General features: G+C 68.9%; 14 protein-coding genes. 11 read left to right on the top strand and 3 right to left on the bottom strand.

Annotated elements, in window-relative coordinates; all coding sequences use genetic code 11:
- Nucleotides 1-188: 188 nt before the first annotated feature.
- The 5 genes from ACFXI4_RS03065 to ACFXI4_RS03045 all read left to right on the top strand — a co-directional run bounded on the left by ACFXI4_RS03065 (nt 189) and on the right by ACFXI4_RS03045 (nt 4,242).
- The gene (locus ACFXI4_RS03065) at nt 189-647 is read left to right on the top strand and encodes a peroxiredoxin (protein WP_362713182.1); all 459 of its coding nucleotides are present in this window, start codon (nt 189-191) and stop codon (nt 645-647) included.
- Nucleotides 648-810: 163 nt separating this feature from the next.
- On the top strand, nt 811-1,386 hold the full coding sequence (locus tag ACFXI4_RS03060) for a TerD family protein (RefSeq protein ID WP_384987643.1): 576 nt from the start codon (nt 811-813) through the stop codon (nt 1,384-1,386).
- A 116-nt stretch (nt 1,387-1,502) separates the two neighbouring features.
- Entirely contained in the window at nt 1,503-2,078 is a 576-nt protein-coding gene (locus tag ACFXI4_RS03055) for a TerD family protein (RefSeq protein ID WP_362713186.1), read from the top strand.
- A gap of 160 nt (nt 2,079-2,238) precedes the next feature.
- A complete protein-coding gene (locus tag ACFXI4_RS03050) occupies nt 2,239-3,384 on the top strand; it encodes a DUF475 domain-containing protein (protein ID WP_362713187.1) in 1,146 nt (381 codons plus the stop codon).
- Between the two features lie 120 nt (nt 3,385-3,504).
- Nucleotides 3,505-4,242 (top strand): Tellurium resistance, encoded by a 738-nt coding sequence (locus ACFXI4_RS03045; RefSeq protein WP_384987641.1) that lies wholly within the window; start codon nt 3,505-3,507, stop codon nt 4,240-4,242.
- Nucleotides 4,243-4,261: 19 nt separating this feature from the next.
- On the opposite strand, the gene ACFXI4_RS03040 is transcribed toward ACFXI4_RS03045, so the two are convergent.
- Nucleotides 4,262-5,050: a TerD family protein gene (locus ACFXI4_RS03040; protein WP_384987639.1), complete on the bottom strand. Its 789-nt coding sequence runs from the start codon at nt 5,048-5,050 to the stop codon at nt 4,262-4,264.
- A 175-nt stretch (nt 5,051-5,225) separates the two neighbouring features.
- Between ACFXI4_RS03040 and ACFXI4_RS03035 the strand changes: the two genes are divergently transcribed.
- The 3 genes from ACFXI4_RS03035 to ACFXI4_RS03025 are packed head-to-tail and all read left to right on the top strand — an operon-like array spanning nt 5,226 to nt 9,840.
- The gene (locus ACFXI4_RS03035) at nt 5,226-6,398 is read left to right on the top strand and encodes an HpcH/HpaI aldolase/citrate lyase family protein (RefSeq protein ID WP_384987637.1); all 1,173 of its coding nucleotides are present in this window, start codon (nt 5,226-5,228) and stop codon (nt 6,396-6,398) included.
- 29 nt (nt 6,399-6,427) lie between these two features.
- Complete coding sequence (locus tag ACFXI4_RS03030) at nt 6,428-9,028, top strand: phosphoribosyltransferase (RefSeq protein ID WP_384987635.1); 2,601 nt, start codon at nt 6,428-6,430, stop codon at nt 9,026-9,028.
- Nucleotides 9,028-9,840, top strand: coding sequence for an HAD family hydrolase (locus ACFXI4_RS03025; RefSeq protein WP_384987633.1), 813 nt, complete (start codon nt 9,028-9,030; stop codon nt 9,838-9,840). Before ACFXI4_RS03030 ends, ACFXI4_RS03025 begins: the two co-directional genes overlap by 1 nt.
- Here ACFXI4_RS03025 and ACFXI4_RS03020 read toward each other — a convergent pair.
- Nucleotides 9,837-10,058: a zinc ribbon domain-containing protein gene (locus ACFXI4_RS03020; protein ID WP_384987631.1), complete on the bottom strand. Its 222-nt coding sequence runs from the start codon at nt 10,056-10,058 to the stop codon at nt 9,837-9,839. The genes ACFXI4_RS03025 and ACFXI4_RS03020 overlap by 4 nt on opposite strands.
- Before the next feature lie 245 nt (nt 10,059-10,303).
- Between ACFXI4_RS03020 and ACFXI4_RS03015 the strand changes: the two genes are divergently transcribed.
- The 3 genes from ACFXI4_RS03015 to ACFXI4_RS03005 all read left to right on the top strand — a co-directional run bounded on the left by ACFXI4_RS03015 (nt 10,304) and on the right by ACFXI4_RS03005 (nt 15,379).
- Entirely contained in the window at nt 10,304-12,760 is a 2,457-nt protein-coding gene (locus tag ACFXI4_RS03015) for a transglycosylase domain-containing protein (RefSeq protein ID WP_384987629.1), read from the top strand.
- Nucleotides 12,761-12,807: 47 nt separating this feature from the next.
- A complete protein-coding gene (locus tag ACFXI4_RS03010) occupies nt 12,808-14,103 on the top strand; it encodes a hypothetical protein (RefSeq protein ID WP_384987627.1) in 1,296 nt (431 codons plus the stop codon).
- A 109-nt stretch (nt 14,104-14,212) separates the two neighbouring features.
- A complete protein-coding gene (locus tag ACFXI4_RS03005) occupies nt 14,213-15,379 on the top strand; it encodes an amidase domain-containing protein (RefSeq protein ID WP_384987625.1) in 1,167 nt (388 codons plus the stop codon).
- On the opposite strand, the gene ACFXI4_RS03000 is transcribed toward ACFXI4_RS03005, so the two are convergent.
- Nucleotides 15,367-15,909, bottom strand: a complete 543-nt coding sequence (locus tag ACFXI4_RS03000; protein ID WP_384987623.1) for a DUF4383 domain-containing protein — start codon at nt 15,907-15,909, stop codon at nt 15,367-15,369. The two genes, ACFXI4_RS03005 and ACFXI4_RS03000, sit on opposite strands and share 13 nt — an antisense overlap.
- Nucleotides 15,910-15,948 lie beyond the last annotated feature (39 nt).

The following is a 15,948-nucleotide window of genomic DNA, read 5'->3' as shown; positions in this document are numbered from 1 at the left end:
CGTGGGGGGGCCTACGGCGGCGCCGGCCCGGGGGCTGGTCCCGCCGGGGGGCCCGCCCCCCCCCGGCCCCCCCCGGCCGGGCGCCCGCCCGGGGCCCGGCCCCCCCCCCCGGCCTGCCGTGATCGCCGCCCGAAGGCCGCCGCATAGGGTGTTCTCACCCGAACAGACCCTTACGAAGGGATGCAGCGATGGCGATCCAGGTCGGCGACAAGGCGCCCGACTTCGAGCTCAAGGACAACCACGGCCGGTCCGTGAGGCTGTCCGACTTCCGCGGCGAGAAGAACGTCGTGCTGCTCTTCTACCCGTTCGCCTTCACGGGCGTGTGCACCGGTGAGCTCTGCGAGCTGCGCGACAACCTGCCGCAGTTCGAGGACCGGGACACCCAGCTGCTCGCCGTCTCCAACGACTCCATCCACACCCTGCGGGTCTTCGCCGAGCAGGAAGGCCTGGAGTACCCGCTGCTCAGCGATTTCTGGCCGCACGGCGAGACCTCGCGCGCCTACGAGGTCTTCGACGAGGCCAAGGGCTGCGCGGTCCGCGGCACCTTCGTCATCGACAAGGAGGGCGTCGTGCGGTGGACCGTGGTCAACGCACTGCCGGACGCGCGCGACCTGAACGACTACGTGCGGGCCCTCGACGCCCTGTAGACCGCCCGCCGGTCCCCTAGGGGTGCAGGTGGCCGACACCCGGTAATTCTTCGGGGTCCAGGGCCTGCAGGGGGCGGGAACCCGTCACTAGGATCGAATCGTTGATCCGGTATCCGAAGCACGACGGGGGCTCCCCGCCCCTGGACACCACAAGGGAGAACTCGTGGGAGTCAGCCTCAGCAAGGGCGGCAACGTATCGCTGACGAAGGAGGCCCCGGGCCTGACCGCGGTCCTCGTCGGTCTGGGCTGGGACGTCCGGACCACCACCGGCACCGACTTCGACCTGGACGCCAGCGCGCTGCTGCTGAACGCCGAGGGCAAGGTCGGCAGCGACCAGAACTTCGTCTTCTTCAACAACCTCAAGAGCCCCGAGGGCTCGGTCGAGCACACGGGCGACAACCTCACCGGCGAGGGCGAGGGCGACGACGAGGTGATCAAGGTCAACCTGGCCACGGTCCCCGCCGACGTCGACAAGATCGTCTTCCCGGTGTCGATCTACGACGCGGACAACCGCCAGCAGTCCTTCGGCCAGGTCCGCAACGCCTTCATCCGCGTGGTGAACCAGGCGGGCGGCGCCGAGATCGCCCGCTACGACCTGTCCGAGGACGCCTCGACCGAGACCGCGATGGTCTTCGGCGAGCTGTACCGCAACGGCGCGGAGTGGAAGTTCCGCGCCATCGGCCAGGGCTACGCCTCCGGCCTGCGCGGCATCGCCCAGGACTTCGGCGTCAACGTCTGAGCCAGGCCGGGGGCCCTGGCTCTCGCACGTCCGCTCTGTCCGGCGCCGCACCGTTTACGGTCGGCGCCGGACGCGCAGGACAACCGGAGAAGCACCACTAGGGGAGGACCATCACCATGGGCGTCACGCTCGCCAAGGGAGGCAATGTCTCCCTCTCCAAGGCCGCACCGAACCTCACCAACGTCATGATCGGACTCGGCTGGGACGCCCGCTCCACCACCGGCGCCCCCTTCGACCTGGACGCCAGCGCGCTGCTGTGCAAGGACGGCCGGGTGCTCGGTGACGAGTGGTTCGTCTTCTACAACCAGCTCAAGAGCCCCGACGGCTCGGTCGAGCACACCGGTGACAACCTGACCGGCGAGGGCGAGGGCGACGACGAATCGATTCTGGTCGACCTGCCCAAGGTGCCGGCCGATGTCGACAAGATCACCTTCCCGGTCTCCATCCACATGGCCGACGAGCGCGGCCAGACTTTCGGGCAGGTCTCCAACGCGTTCATCCGGGTCGTCAACCAGGCCGACGGCCAGGAGCTCGCCCGCTACGACCTCAGCGAGGACGCCTCCGGCGAAACCGCCATGATCTTCGGCGAGCTCTACCGGTACCAGGGCGAATGGAAGTTCAGGGCCGTCGGCCAGGGGTACGCGTCGGGGCTGCGGGGCATCGCGCTCGACTTCGGTGTGAACGTTTCGTAGCACTCGTCACAGCCGGATGCAGGGCCCGCGCGAGCCGTAGGACACCGATGCCCTCTAGACTCCGTGGTCAACAATGAGTAAAGCCGAGTACGGCGCGAGGGGAGATCCTCCTCCAGACTCCGTCTGGGAGGTACCCCCACACACCATGATTGGGTAACCAGTGCTTCTGAAAACCTTCGGCTGGTCGTTCGCGATCACCGCGCTCGGCCTGGTCGCCGCGGTCTTCTACGGGGGGTGGGAGGCTTTCGGGATCGTGGCCATCCTGGCCGTCCTCGAGATCTCCCTGTCGTTCGACAACGCGGTCGTCAACGCCGGAATCCTGAAGAAGATGAATGCCTTCTGGCAGAAGATCTTCCTCACGGTCGGTGTGCTCATCGCGGTCTTCGGCATGCGGCTGGTCTTCCCCGTCGTGATCGTCGCGGTCACCGCCAAGATGGGCCCCATCGAGGCCGTCGACCTCGCACTCAACAACAAGGACCGCTACCAGGAACTGGTCACCGACGCCCACCCGGCGATCGCCGCCTTCGGCGGCATGTTCCTGCTGATGATCTTCCTCGACTTCATCTTCGAGGACCGGGACATCCAGTGGCTGCGCTGGATCGAGCGCCCGCTCGCCAAGCTCGGCAAGGTCGACATGCTGTCGGTCTGCATCGCCCTGATCGTCCTGCTGATCACTTCCTTCACCTTCGCCACCCACGCCCACCAGCACGGCGGCGGCCATGTCGACAAGGCGCAGACGGTCCTGATCGCCGGCATCGCCGGCCTGATCACCTACATGATCGTCGGTGGTCTCTCCGGCTTCTTCGAGGACCGGCTCGAAGCCGAGGAGGAGCGTGAGCACGAGGCGGAGGAGGAGGCCGAGCGCACCGGCAAGAAGAAATCGGCGGTCGTGCTCGCCGGTCAGGCCGCGTTCTTCATGTTCCTCTACCTGGAGGTCCTGGACGCGTCCTTCTCCTTCGACGGCGTGATCGGCGCGTTCGCCATCACCAACGACATCGTGCTCATGGCCCTCGGCCTCGGTATCGGCGCGATGTACGTCCGTTCGCTCACGGTCTACCTGGTCCGGCAGGGCACCCTCGACGACTACGTCTACCTGGAGCACGGCGCCCACTACGCGATCGGCGCGCTGGCCGTGATCCTGATGGTCACCATCCAGTACGAGATCAACGAGGTCATCACCGGTCTCGTCGGCGTCGTCCTGATCGCCTGGTCGTTCTGGTCGTCCGTGCGACGCAACCAGCGGCTGGCGGCGGCCGAGGGAAATGCGGGGACGGACGAGAAGGCTGAGGTCCCGTCCGGGGTCTGAACCGGCTCACCGGGCCGAAAACGAAGGGTGTGACACCCTTCTGCACGAGGAACGCTCTGTTCGGGGCGGCCGACGCGGTCGGCCGCCCCGAGGCGTCGGCGGAAGTCTCTGGGGGCGGGAATGGGTTTCTTCGACGGGCTGCTGGGCGGAAGGGCGGCCGAGTTCGACTCGGGCAGCGCCGCGTCCAACTCCATCGAGCTCACCAAGCGGCACCAGCAGGTGTCCCTCACCAAGCAGGGCGCGGCCACCGGCAACCTGCGCATCAACCTGAGCTGGCGGATGCGGACCTCCGACTTCGACGGCGAGCAGCGGACCAGCCTGTTCCGGCACCCCTTCAAGGCGCTCAGGCCGCCGGAGGTGATCGGGCACGGGCAGAGCATGGTCAACGTCGACCTCGACCTCGGGGCGCTGTACGAGCTGTCCGACGGGAGCAAGGGGGTCGTGCAGCCGCTCGGCGGCCTGCTCGGCGACGTCAACGCCCCGCCGTACATCAAGCTCAGCGGCGACGACCGGTTCGGGTCGGCGTCCGGCGAGACGATGTACGTCAACCTCGACCACCGCGATGACATCAAGCGGTTGCTGGTCTTCGTGTACATCTACGACCAGACGCCGGCGTTCGACCGCACCCACGCGATCGTGACCCTGTACCCGAGCAACGGGCCGCGGATCGAGATCGGCCTGGACGAACGGCATCCGCAGGCCCGGTCCTGTGCGGTGGTGATGATCGAGAACGTGAAGGGCGAACTGGTCGTCCGGCGTGAGGTGAAGTTCGTGTACGGGTTCCAGGGCGAGCTGGACCGGTTGTACGGGTGGGGGCTGCAGTGGGGGCGGGGTTACAAGACGAAGGTGGAGAAGTAGGCCGGTGGTCCGGCCCCCGTCATCGTCCGATGAACTGCGGCCCCTGGGGAGGCAGCCGGAAGTCCGTGTTCGGGACCGTGGCCACCGGGACCGGGGCCGGCGGGGGATAGCCGTAGCCCGACGGGGGCTGCTGCTGGGGGTAGCCGTAGGCCGGCTGCGGGGCCGGTGAGGCCGGCTGGGGGTACCCGTACGCGGGCTGGGCCGGGACGGAGGCCGGCTGCTCGGGCGGCAGGGGCTGGGCGGCCTGGGGCTCGTCCAGCGTCTCCGATTCGTCCACCGAGATGCCGAAGTCGGTCGCCAGGCCCTTGAGACCGTTGCTGTACCCCTCGCCCAGTGCGCGGAACTTCCAGCCCTCGCCCCTGCGGTACAGCTCGCCGCAGATCAGGGCCGTCTCGGCGCCGGTCTCCGGCTTGATGTCGAAGTGGGCCAGCGGCTCGGCGTCGGGGGCCGAGGCGTCGTACAGCAGGATGCGCAGGGCGGGTACGTGTTCGAAGGGGATGCCGTCCGCCGACGCGACCAGGAGGATTCGGCCGACATTGGGCTCGACACCGGAGAGATCTGTCTGGATCGTGTCGGTGAGGCCTTCGGCCACCCGTTTCTTGCCGAGCCGCCAGACCTTCCCGGACGGGTGCCGGGGCTGGTTGTAGAAGACGAAGTCCTCGTCGGAGCGCACACGTCCGTCGGGGCCGAGGAGCAGCGCCGAGGCGTCCACGTCCGGAACTCCCTGCCCGGTGGTCCAGCGCAGCACGGCCCGGACCGTGGTGGCCTTCAGCGGGACGTTCGACCCCTTCAGCATCGCGTGCGTCATGCGGTCATCCTGCCCTCTCGGTCCTGGTCACGACAACGCGGGGGGCCTCGCGCCCGACACAGGCGGGTTACCTGGAATTCATGCCCGGCGGGAACCCTCGACATGGCTTTGTACGTACTATTACCGGCCACCCTTTACCCAATCCACAGGCTGGGCCCACGCCACGGGGAGTTTTATGCGTCATTTCGGGCACATCGCACCTGAGGTGCGCCAGCGTCTCTTCCACCAGGAGCCGTGCGAGTTCACCGCCGACTCCCCCGCCCGGCTGCTCTCGGCCGCCCTGGGCGCCACGTTGTACAGCCCGGCCACCCGGGAGCGGCTCGCCGACGACGTCGTCAAGCAGGCACGGGTCGGCGTGGTCTCGATGGTGCTGTGCCTGGAGGACTCCATCGGCGACGAGGACGTGGTGGCGGGCGAGGAGAACCTCGTCCGCCAGTTCGCCGACCTGGCCGCCCGGGTCCGGGCGGGCGCGGAGGTCCCGCTGCTCTTCATCCGGGTCCGCGAGCCCGAGCAGATCCCCGATCTGGTGAGACGGCTCGGGGACAGCGTGTCGCTGCTGTCCGGCTTCGTGTTCCCTAAGTTCACCGAGGAGCGCGGCATCCCCTTCCTGCAGGCCCTGGACGGCGCCGAGACGCGCAGCGGGCGCCGGCTGTTCGGGATGCCCGTCCTGGAGACGCCCGAGCTGATGTACCGCGAGACGCGCGTGGACGCCCTGGAGGGCATCGCCCGCGCCGTCGACAAGTACCGCGACAAGGTGCTGGCGCTGCGTCTCGGTGTGACCGACTTCTGCTCGTCGTACGGGCTGCGGCGGGCACCCGACATGACCGCCTACGACGTGCAGATCATCGCCTCCGTCATCGCCGACGTGGTGAACATGCTGGGACGGGCCGACGGCACCGGGTTCACCGTGACCGGACCGGTCTGGGAGTACTTCCGGGTGCCCGAGCGCATGTTCAAGCCGTTGCTGCGGACCAGCCCCTTCCTGGAGGGCCAGGCCGTGGAACTGCGCGACCGGCTGATCGAGCACGCCATGGACGGCCTGCTCAGGGAGATCTCCCTGGACCAGGCCAACGGGCTGCTCGGCAAGACCTGCATCCACCCCTCGCACGTCCTGCCCGTGCACGCGCTGTCGGTCGTCAGTCACGAGGAGTTCTGCGACGCCCAGGACATCCTGCGGCCGGAACGGGGCGGTGGGGGTGTACTTCGGTCGGCGTACACGAACAAGATGAACGAGGTGAAGCCGCACCGCGCCTGGGCCGAGCGGACCATGCTGCGGGCCGAGGTGTTCGGCGTGGCCAACGAGGACGTGGGCTTCGTGGAGCTGCTCGCCGCCGGAATCCCCGGTTGACGGGCCCTAGCGGACGGCACAGGAAGCACATGAACATCGCAGTGAACAACGGGGACTGGTCCGGCAGCTGGGTCGCGGAGCGGCTCGGCGTGGACATCGTGGGCGACGACGGCCTGCGGGCCCTCCTCGGGCTCGCCCTGCGCCGCAACCCGAAACGGGCCCACCTGCTGGTCTCCAACGTGCTGGGCAAGCACGTCCCCCAGTCGCCGACTGTGGTGTACAGCCACGGGTTCACCCTCGGCCGCCGGGTGCGCGAGCTCCTCGGTGACGAGGAGGCGGCCCGGGCGGTGGTGGTGGGCTACGCCGAGACGGCCACCGGCCTCGGGCATGCGGTGGCCGACGGTATCGGCCTCGCCCCCTACCTGCACTCCACGCGCCGCCCGGTGCCCGGGGTGACCCCGGCCGGCGGCTTCGAGGAGTCCCACTCGCACGCCACGTCCCACCTTCTGCTCCCCGAGGATCCCGCCCTGCTCTCCGGCGAGGGCCCGCTGGTCCTGGTGGACGACGAGTTCTCCACGGGCAACACGATCCTGAACACGATCAGGGATCTGCACGCCCGTTATCCGCGGAAACGTTACGTCGTGGTGGCCCTGGTGGACATGCGGTCACCGGCGGACGCGGGGCGCCTCGCGGATCTCGCCGGTGAGATCGGCGCCAGGGCGGACCTGGTGGCCGGCGCCTCCGGCACCGTTCGCCTGCCGGCGGGGGTGCTGGAGAAAGGGCAGGAGCTGGTGGCGCGGTACGAGGAGGGTGCCGGGCAGGAGGACCGGGCGGGTGCGGCGCCGTCGGGGCTGAGCGCGCGGTTCCCCGCACCCCCTGCCGCGGTTGATCCTGAGGCCGACGGCCAGTCCCCCCGCCCAGGGGCGCGGGGCTGTGCTGAAACTGCGGCCACCGCCGCGGGGGCGCGAACGGCTCCCACCGGCCCGCGGACGACCGGCAACGTCACCCGCGTCGACCTGCACTGGCCGCACGGTCTCCCCGACGGGGGACGGCACGGATTCACCCCCGCTCACCGAATACGCCTCGAGACGGCCCTCCCGGCCATGGCCGCACGCCTCGCCGAGGCGCTGCCCCTGGGCGCCCGCCGCGTGCTCACGCTCGGCTTCGAGGAGCTGATGTACGCCCCCCTCCGGGTCGCCCGCGAGCTGGAGCCCCTCGTCGCCGCCGAGGTGCGGTACTCCACGACCACCCGTTCGCCCGTGCTGGCCGTCGACGACCCCGGTTACGCCATCCGCAGCCGGCTCGTCTTCCCGGCCCACGACGACCCCGCCGACGGCCCCGGCGAGCGCTACGCGTACAACGTGGCCGGCGCCGGCTTCGACGCCGTGGTCGTCTTCGTCGACTCGGCCGGTGACACCCCCGAACTGCACGCCCCGGACGGTCTGTTGGCCCGGCTCGGCGCGTATGTCCCGCATGTCCTGCTCGCGGTTGTACCGTCGTACGTCCCCGCGCTGACCGAAGAGAGCCCCGCCATGCTGCCCGAGCCCCTCCGCGGCCCCGCCTTCTCCTCGTACCCGCCGGAGGACGTCGGCTGGCTGCTCCAGGACCTCTCGGACGTCACGCTGGAGGCGCCGACCGAGGAGCGCGAGGAGGCGATCCAGAGCGGCGGCGCGCACTACGCGGAGTCGCTGCCGGTCGAGTACCAGCCGAGCGAGCGGTACCAGGCGCTCTTCCACGCGGCACTGGAGACCTCGGCCGCCCGGATCGCACAGGCGGTCGGGGTCGTCACGGAGACCGTCCTGGCCGAACGGCCGGCCCGGCCGGTACTCGTCTCGCTGGCCCGCGCCGGGACCCCGGTGGGCGTCCTGATGCGCCGCTGGGCGCGGTTCAGGTACGACCTCGACCTGCCGCACTACGCGGTGTCGATCGTGCGCGGCCGCGGTATCGACGCGAACGCGCTGCGCTGGCTGGCGAACCGTCACGACCCGCGGGACGTCGTGTTCGTGGACGGCTGGACCGGCAAGGGCGCGATCACCCGGGAACTCGCCGACGCGGTCGCGGAGTTCGAGGAGCGCGAGGGCGTCTGCGGGTTCGACCCGGAGATCGCGGTGCTCGCGGACCCCGGGTCGTGCGTGCGGACGTACGGCACCCGGGAGGACTTCCTGATCCCCTCCGCCTGCCTCAACTCGACCGTCTCCGGGCTGATCTCACGGACCGTGCTGCGGGCCGACCTGGTGGGCCCCGACGACTTCCACGGCGCGAAGTTCTACCGCGAGCTGGCCGGGGCCGATGTGTCGGTGGCGTTCCTGGACGCGGTCGCCGACCGGTTCGGGGAGGCCGTCGACGCGGTGGACGCGGCCGTCAAGGAGCTGGCGGTCGCGGACCGCACGCCGACCTGGGAGGGCTGGGCGGCCGTCGAGCGGATCAGCGAGGAGTACGGCATCCACGACGTGAACCTCGTCAAGCCGGGGGTGGGGGAGACCACCCGGGTGCTGCTGCGCCGGGTGCCCTGGAAGATCCTGGCGCGGGCCGGGGCGGGAGCCGACCTCGACCATGTGCGGCTGCTGGCCGAGCAGCGCGGTGTGCCCGTCGAGGAGGTCGGTGAACTGCCGTACACCTGTGTCGGGTTGATCCATCCCAGGTACACGCGCGGGGCGACCGGCGCCGACGGCAGGGCGGTGAACGGCTGATGCCCGTGCTGGTGGCCAGCGACCTCGACCGTACGCTCATCTACTCGGCGGGCGCGCTCTCCCTGACCATGCCGGACGCGCGGGCGCCCCGGCTGCTCTGCGTCGAGGTGCACGAGAGCAGGCCGCTGTCCTACCTGACCGAGACCTCCGCGCAGTTGCTGACCGAGCTCGGCGACGCTGCCGTCTTCGTGCCGACGACCACCCGGACCCGCAAGCAGTACGAGCGGATCAACCTGCCGGGGCCCGCGCCGCGGTACGCCATCTGCGCCAACGGCGGCCATCTGCTGGTGGACGGGGTGTCCGACGGGGACTGGCACGAGTGGGTGCAGGCGCGGCTGGCCGAGGAGTGCGCGCCGCTGGAGGAGGTGTGCGCGTATCTGTCGGAGCACGCCGACCCGGTGTGGCTGCGCAAACTCCGGGTCGCGGAGGACCTGTTCGCCTATCTGGTCGTGGAACGGGAACTGCTGCCCGGGGAATGGGTGAAGAACCTCGCGGCGTGGGCGGAGAACCGCGGCTGGACGGTGTCGTTGCAGGGGCGGAAGATCTACGCCGTGCCGAAGCCGCTGACGAAGAGCGCGGCGATGCGGGAGGTCGCGCGGCGGACCGGGGCCGTGCTGACGCTGGCCGCCGGGGACTCGCTGCTCGACGCCGACCTGCTGCTGGCCGCGGACCGTGGCTGGCGCCCGGGGCACGGCGAGTTGGCCGACGCCGGATGGGCCGGGCCGGCCGTCGTCGCACTGCCGGAACGCGGAGTGCTCGCCGGGGAACGAATCCTGCGGGAATTCCTGCGGACGGTCCGCGGCGAGGGTTAGCCGCAGCAACCGCCGCCGCAGCAACCGCCGCCGCCCGCACCGGGGGCGGGGGCGGGGGCGGGCGTGGAGGCGGTGCCGCCCACCGCCACCGTGGACAAGAGCTTTACGGTGTCTTCATGCCCCTGAGGGCATGCTGCGGGGGCGGACGACTCGGCCATGGGGCGGGACAGTTCGAAGGTGTCGCCGCAGGTGCGGCAGCGGTACTCGTAGCGGGGCATGGGGACAGGCTAACGGGAGTACTGAGGGAGTGATGGGCATCACTGCACCTCAGAATTTCATGAGTGTTCCTTTCTGTCCGATACTTGTGCGGAGATATTGAAAAGATCGCTGATAATTTAAGCTGGCCGCGAGGAGCCGAAAGACCGGGGGTTGAGGGGGGCTCGCAGCGCCGCGCCCACCGCGGTCCTGCCACCCGTCGTGTCTAACCGCGCGCGCAAGACCGAGTGCGAGGGGAGACGCAGTCGTGACGGACGCAACGGAGCGGACGGGCGACCCGGAAGACGGCAATGACCAGGCCGGATCCCGGGATCGAAAGCCGTTCGAGCCGGACGCGACCCTGCATCTGAAGGTCGACGGCCTGCGTGCGGAGCATGCTCTGCGGCAGAAGGGCGAAGACGCTCAGCGTGCGCAGGAGCTCGCACGAAGCAAGGCGGAGTCCCTGTGGAAGGAGCTGCACGCACAGCGGGCCGCCGACTCCGAGACGGGGAAAGCGGCGAAGACGGCCAAGGGCGAGCGGGGCGGCGAGCCGGCTCCGCCACGGCACGACGAGACCCTGCATCTGAAGGTGGACGCCCTGCGGGCGGAGGCCACGATGCAGATCCGGGTGCCCGAACAGCGGCAGCCGGAGCCGGAGTCGGCGGCTGCGGGCGGCCGTGCCGAGCGGCGCCGTAGCGCCCGCCTGTCGCCGCGTGAGAGGGCGCTGGCGGCGGTGGCGGGATTCCGGGCCCTCGTGGGGCCCCGACTCGCGCCACTGGCCCCGTACGCGCGGAAGCTGCGGCCGATGTACCCGCGGCCCGGCCGGACCGGCTGGCGGCGCTGGATGCCGTCCTGGCGGCAGTGGCTGGGCGGCGTCCTCGGCGGCATCGGCCTGACCGGGCTGTTCCTCGTCGTCGCCTACGCGGCCACGGACATACCGTCCAACCTCAACACGTACGCCACCCAGCAGGACAACGTCTACTTCTGGTCCGACGGCACCCCGATGGCCCGGACCGGCTGGGTGCAGCGGCAGGACATGCCGCTCAAGGACATACCCGTGGACGTGCGCTGGGCGGTTCTCGCGGCGGAGAACGAGAGTTTCTACTCGGACCCCGGCATTTCGGTCAAGGGCATCACCCGCGCCCTGTACCGCACGATCGGTGAAGGAGACACCGAAGGCGGATCGACCATTACTCAGCAATATGTGAAAAACGTCTATCTGACACAGAACCAGACGGTGAGCCGTAAATTCACCGAGGCGATGATCTCCCTCAAGCTCGACAACAGGATGAGCAAGGACCAGATCCTGGAGGGCTACCTCAACACCAGCTGGTTCGGCCGGGGGACCTACGGCATCCAGCGAGCCGCCCAGGCCTACTACGGCAAGGACGTCAGCCAGCTGAACGCCAGCCAGGCCGCCATGCTCGCCTCGCTGCTCAAGGGCGCCGGGCTCTACGACCCGACGCTGAGCAAGGCCAACCACAAGCGGGCGGTGGAACGCTGGTCCTGGATCCTGGACCGGATGGTCAAGATCGGCAAGCTGTCGCCCGCCGAGCGGGCCAAGTACAGGACCTTCCCGGAGCCGATCAAGAACAACAAGGTCTACGACACCGGCAGTCAGAGCGACTACCTGGTGGAACTGGCCCAGCAGTACGCCAAGAAGTCCGCCCACATCTCGGACAAACAGTTCGACCTCGGCGGATACCAGATCTACACGACGTTCGACCGCAAGAAGGAGGACATCCTCACCAAGGCGGTCACCAAGGCCCGCAAGGAGGCCAAGGAGAGCGACCCGAAGCTCGCCGAGGCCGCGCACTACGGCGCCGCCTCGGTCGCCACCGACGGGCGGATCGTCGCCGTGTACGGCGGACCCGACCACCGCAGACAGGGCTTCAACGAGTCCAACTCGACCACCGTCCCGGCCGGCAGCTCCTTCCTGCCCTTCGTCTATGCCGCCGCCCTCCAGAACGGCGTCCACAAGGAACGCGGCGGGACCGCCACCCCGGTCACCCCGGAGACGCTCTACGACGGCGACGACAAGATCCCGGTGACGACACCGGACGGGCCGTACTGGGACCGCAGCGGCAAGAAGGTCTTCGCGAACAACGACGACGGCACGTCCTACGGGCAGATCAGCCTGGCCCAGGCCCTCACCCGGTCCGTGAACACGCCGTTCATGCAACTCGGCATGGACACCGGGCTCGACCGGGTGCGGTCCACCGCGGTCGCCTCCGGGCTGCTCTCCGACAGCATCGGGGCGCAGGTGCCGGCACTGTCCATGGGCAGTTCCACCCCCAGCGCGATCCGCATGGCGAGCGGCTACGCGACCTTCGCGGCCGGTGGTACCCACACCGAGCCGTACTCGGTCGCCAAGATCACCCGCAACGGCCGCCGGGTCGCCCTCGACACCCCGAAGCCGGCCCGCGCCGTCCGCGACGACGTCGCCCAGGACGTCGAACAGGCGCTCACCGATTCGTTCCGCCTCGCCCATCCGGGCGCCACGGCCGGCAGCGGGGTGGCGGGCAAGGCGGGCAGCACCAAGGCCTCCGGAAAGGACACCGCCTCCTGGTACACCGGCACGGCGGACTCCGTGACCACGTCCGTCGTCGTCTACCGCATCGACCTGAACACATCCCTGGAGCCGCTCCCGCTGAAGGGACTCGCCGGCAGTGGCGAGGAAAGCGTCCCCTACGCGGTCTGGGCCAAGGCCATGGGCCTTGACTGACCACCGAAGCCGACAGCTCCCCACTCCACCCGCAGAATGAGCCCCGCATGAAGCCCCGCACGAAGTCGACAACCGGCGGCCACCGTCGCAAGGCACCCACCCGCGACCGCCGTCCAGCCCGCCCGGAGTTCCTGACCCTGGCCGCCTTCCTCGTCGTGACCTCCCTCGTCGCGGGCTATCTGGTGCTCTCCAGACAGGACGACACCGCGCCCACCGCGGCCGGCAGCAAGAATGCCGCCCCGTCGGCGTCGGCGAGCCCGAAGTGGGACGGCAGGACCAAGGTCCTCGGGGACGGCTCCACGTCGTACACCGGTCCGCAAAAGGGCCAGTTGAAGCCGGAGAAGCTCAAGCCCGGTGAGAAACCGCCCCAGTTCGTGGTCTTCTCCTGGGACGGCGCCCTGGAGGGCGACGACCATCTCTTCTCGCACTACCGGGAGATGGCCAAGGAGTACAACGCCCACATGACCTTCTTCCTCACCGGCATCTACCTGCTGCCCAAGAGCAAGAAGACGCTCTACACCGGGCCCATGCACTCCCCGGGCGACGCCGCGATCGACTACGCCACCGACGCCCACATCCGCACCACGCTGGAGCAGCTGCGCGAGGCCTACGACCAGGGCAACGAGATCGGCACCCACTTCAACGGCCACTTCTGCGAGAAGAAGGGCGGCGGCGAGTGGAGCGTCGCCCAGTGGAAGAGCGAGATCGACCAGTTCTACGACTTCGTGGAGAACTGGAAGACCAACACCGGCTTCAAGGACATACCCGCCCTGCCCTTCGACTTCAAGCAGGAGGTCGTCGGCGGTCGCGCCCCCTGCCTGGAGGGCCAGCCCAACCTGCTCAAGGCCCTGCAGAAGTACGGCTACCACTGGAGGTACGACGCCAGCTCCCCCGGTGACTACCAGATATGGCCGTCCAAGAAGGACGGCCTCTGGAACTTCCCGCTGGAACTGCTGCCCTACGGCAACAACATCCAGGCCCTGTCGATGGACTTCAACTTCCTCTACAACCAGTCCAACGGAGAGGTCGACGGCGACCCGTCCCAGTACGCCACCTGGGAACAGCAGACCGTCGACTCCTACATGAACGGCTTCAACCGCGTCTACTACGGCAGCCGGGCCCCGCTGTTCATCGGCAACCACTTCGAGGACTGGAACGGCAGCATCTACATGAAGGCCATCGACCAGATCATCCCGAAGATCTGCACCAAGAAGGGCGTCAAATGCGTCTCCTTCAAGGAACTCTCCGACTGGATGGACGCCCAGGACCCGCAGACCCTGGCCCGGCTGCGCTCCCTGGACCCGGCGCAGGCCCCGGCCGACTGGTCGGCCATCGTCAAGTGAGGCTCGCTGACGGCTGATTCCAGTTCTGCAACCCCCTTCACAGCAGCCACACACGCCGTGCGAAGATGCCGTCGCCCGGTAGGTGTACCGGCGTAGAGGGGAAACACCATTGAAATCCAGAAAACTGAGCCGTAAGCGCAGCCGTACGGCCATAGTCACGGCGGCGGCGGCCTCGGTCGTCGCCGGCGTCGCCCTCGTGCCCAACTGGAGCGCGGGCGCGGCCGTCGTCGACGATCCGACCGTGGACGCCGCGACCAAGGCGACCTTCCAGAAGCTGGCCGACGCGGTCTTCACCGACCGCACCCAGGCCCTCGTGCACGGGGCCACCACGAAGCAGAGCACGTCCCGCTTCTCCGGCGACGTCCGCATGTCCAGCACCCAGTCGCGTGACGAGAACTCCGCGCTGACCCAGCTGCGCGGCCGCCAGAACAGCCTCGCCAAGCTGGGCGAGACGTACAGCGCCGGCAACACCCGGGTCACGCTCGACGCGACCCGGGTCACCGGCCGTACCGCGAAGGCCGACGTCACCGAGACCACGACGCTGACCTACGCGAAGGCCACCGGCAACGCGCCGAAGACCACCGGCTTCCAGTCCCACCACGAGCTGACCTTCAAGGCGGACCGGCAGGGCACCTGGCAGCTCACCACCATCAAGGACACGGACGACGGCGGCCTCGCCGTCAACACCCTGTCCAAGCCCTCGGTCAAGGCGCCCGCCACCGGCGACGACGGCGACACCATGCCGAACGCCCCGCGCGCGACCACCACCCGCAACCCGGTGGCCGTCCCGAAGACCAGCACCACGTACGACTACAAGGCCATGGCGGCCTACGCCGAGAAGTACTGGAACGTCTACAACAAGGACTACCCGGACTTCAACGGCCACGCGGACGGCGGCGACTGCACGAACTTCGTCAGTCAGTCCCTGAAGGCCGGCGGCTGGAAGCACGTCCCGGGCTACGTCTACGACTACACGAAGTGGTTCGGCACCGCCGACATCCAGTCCGACTCGTTCGTCGGCGTCAACGAGTGGTCCTGGTTCGCCCAGAACTCCAAGCGGACCCAGCCGCTCGCCAACGTCTACCAGGCGGAAGTCGGCGACGTCATCCAGATGGACTTCGACCGCGACGGTTCGAAGGACCACACGATGATCGTGACGTACAAGAGCAACGGCGTCCCGTACGTCACGTACCACTCGAACAACACCCTGCGCAGGTCGGTGGCGAGCCTCGTCGCCTCGTACCCGAACGCGTACTACTACGCCTACCGCACCTGATCACGTGCGGTGAGGGCCCGCTGCTCCGCCTCGGGGTGGCGGGCCCGCCAGTAGGGGTTGTCGTGCGGCAGGTTCGTACTGACCCTGCCGTACATCCCGAACACCATCAGCACGATGCCCACCACGAAACTGAACAGCACGTTCTGGATCCTGAAGGCCAGGAAGTTCGAGTCCGTGTCGAGCAGGGCCAGGAACAGGAAGCCGTTCAGGATGAACAGCACCCCGAGCACCATGTTCAGGGTGGACGCGAAGTTCCCGCCGATCACCATCCCGACGAACAGCAGCAGCCCGACACAGACCGACAGCACGCTCAGCGTGCCGTTGGTGTTCAGACCGATCGCCGTGTTGCCGCCGGTGTCGAAGAACCCGATGTTGTCGGTGAGCCCGAGGATGCCGAAGGCCAGCAGGAACAGGCCCATCAGGCCCGCCCCGATCCGGTAGACCATGTTCAGGCGGTGGTCGACGGGCATCGCCTCGTCGAACAGGATCTGCCGCCGACGCGTCTCCGGATGCGCTGGATGTGAGGCCATGTCCGCCTCCTGATCTCGAATACGGGTCGCCTACCCAAT

The organism is Streptomyces sp. NPDC059224 (assembly GCF_042754285.1).
GTDB lineage: Bacteria > Actinomycetota > Actinomycetes > Streptomycetales > Streptomycetaceae > Streptomyces.
Note: the sequence above shows the minus strand (reverse complement) of the source record. Positions and strands in the feature narration are given on the sequence as shown.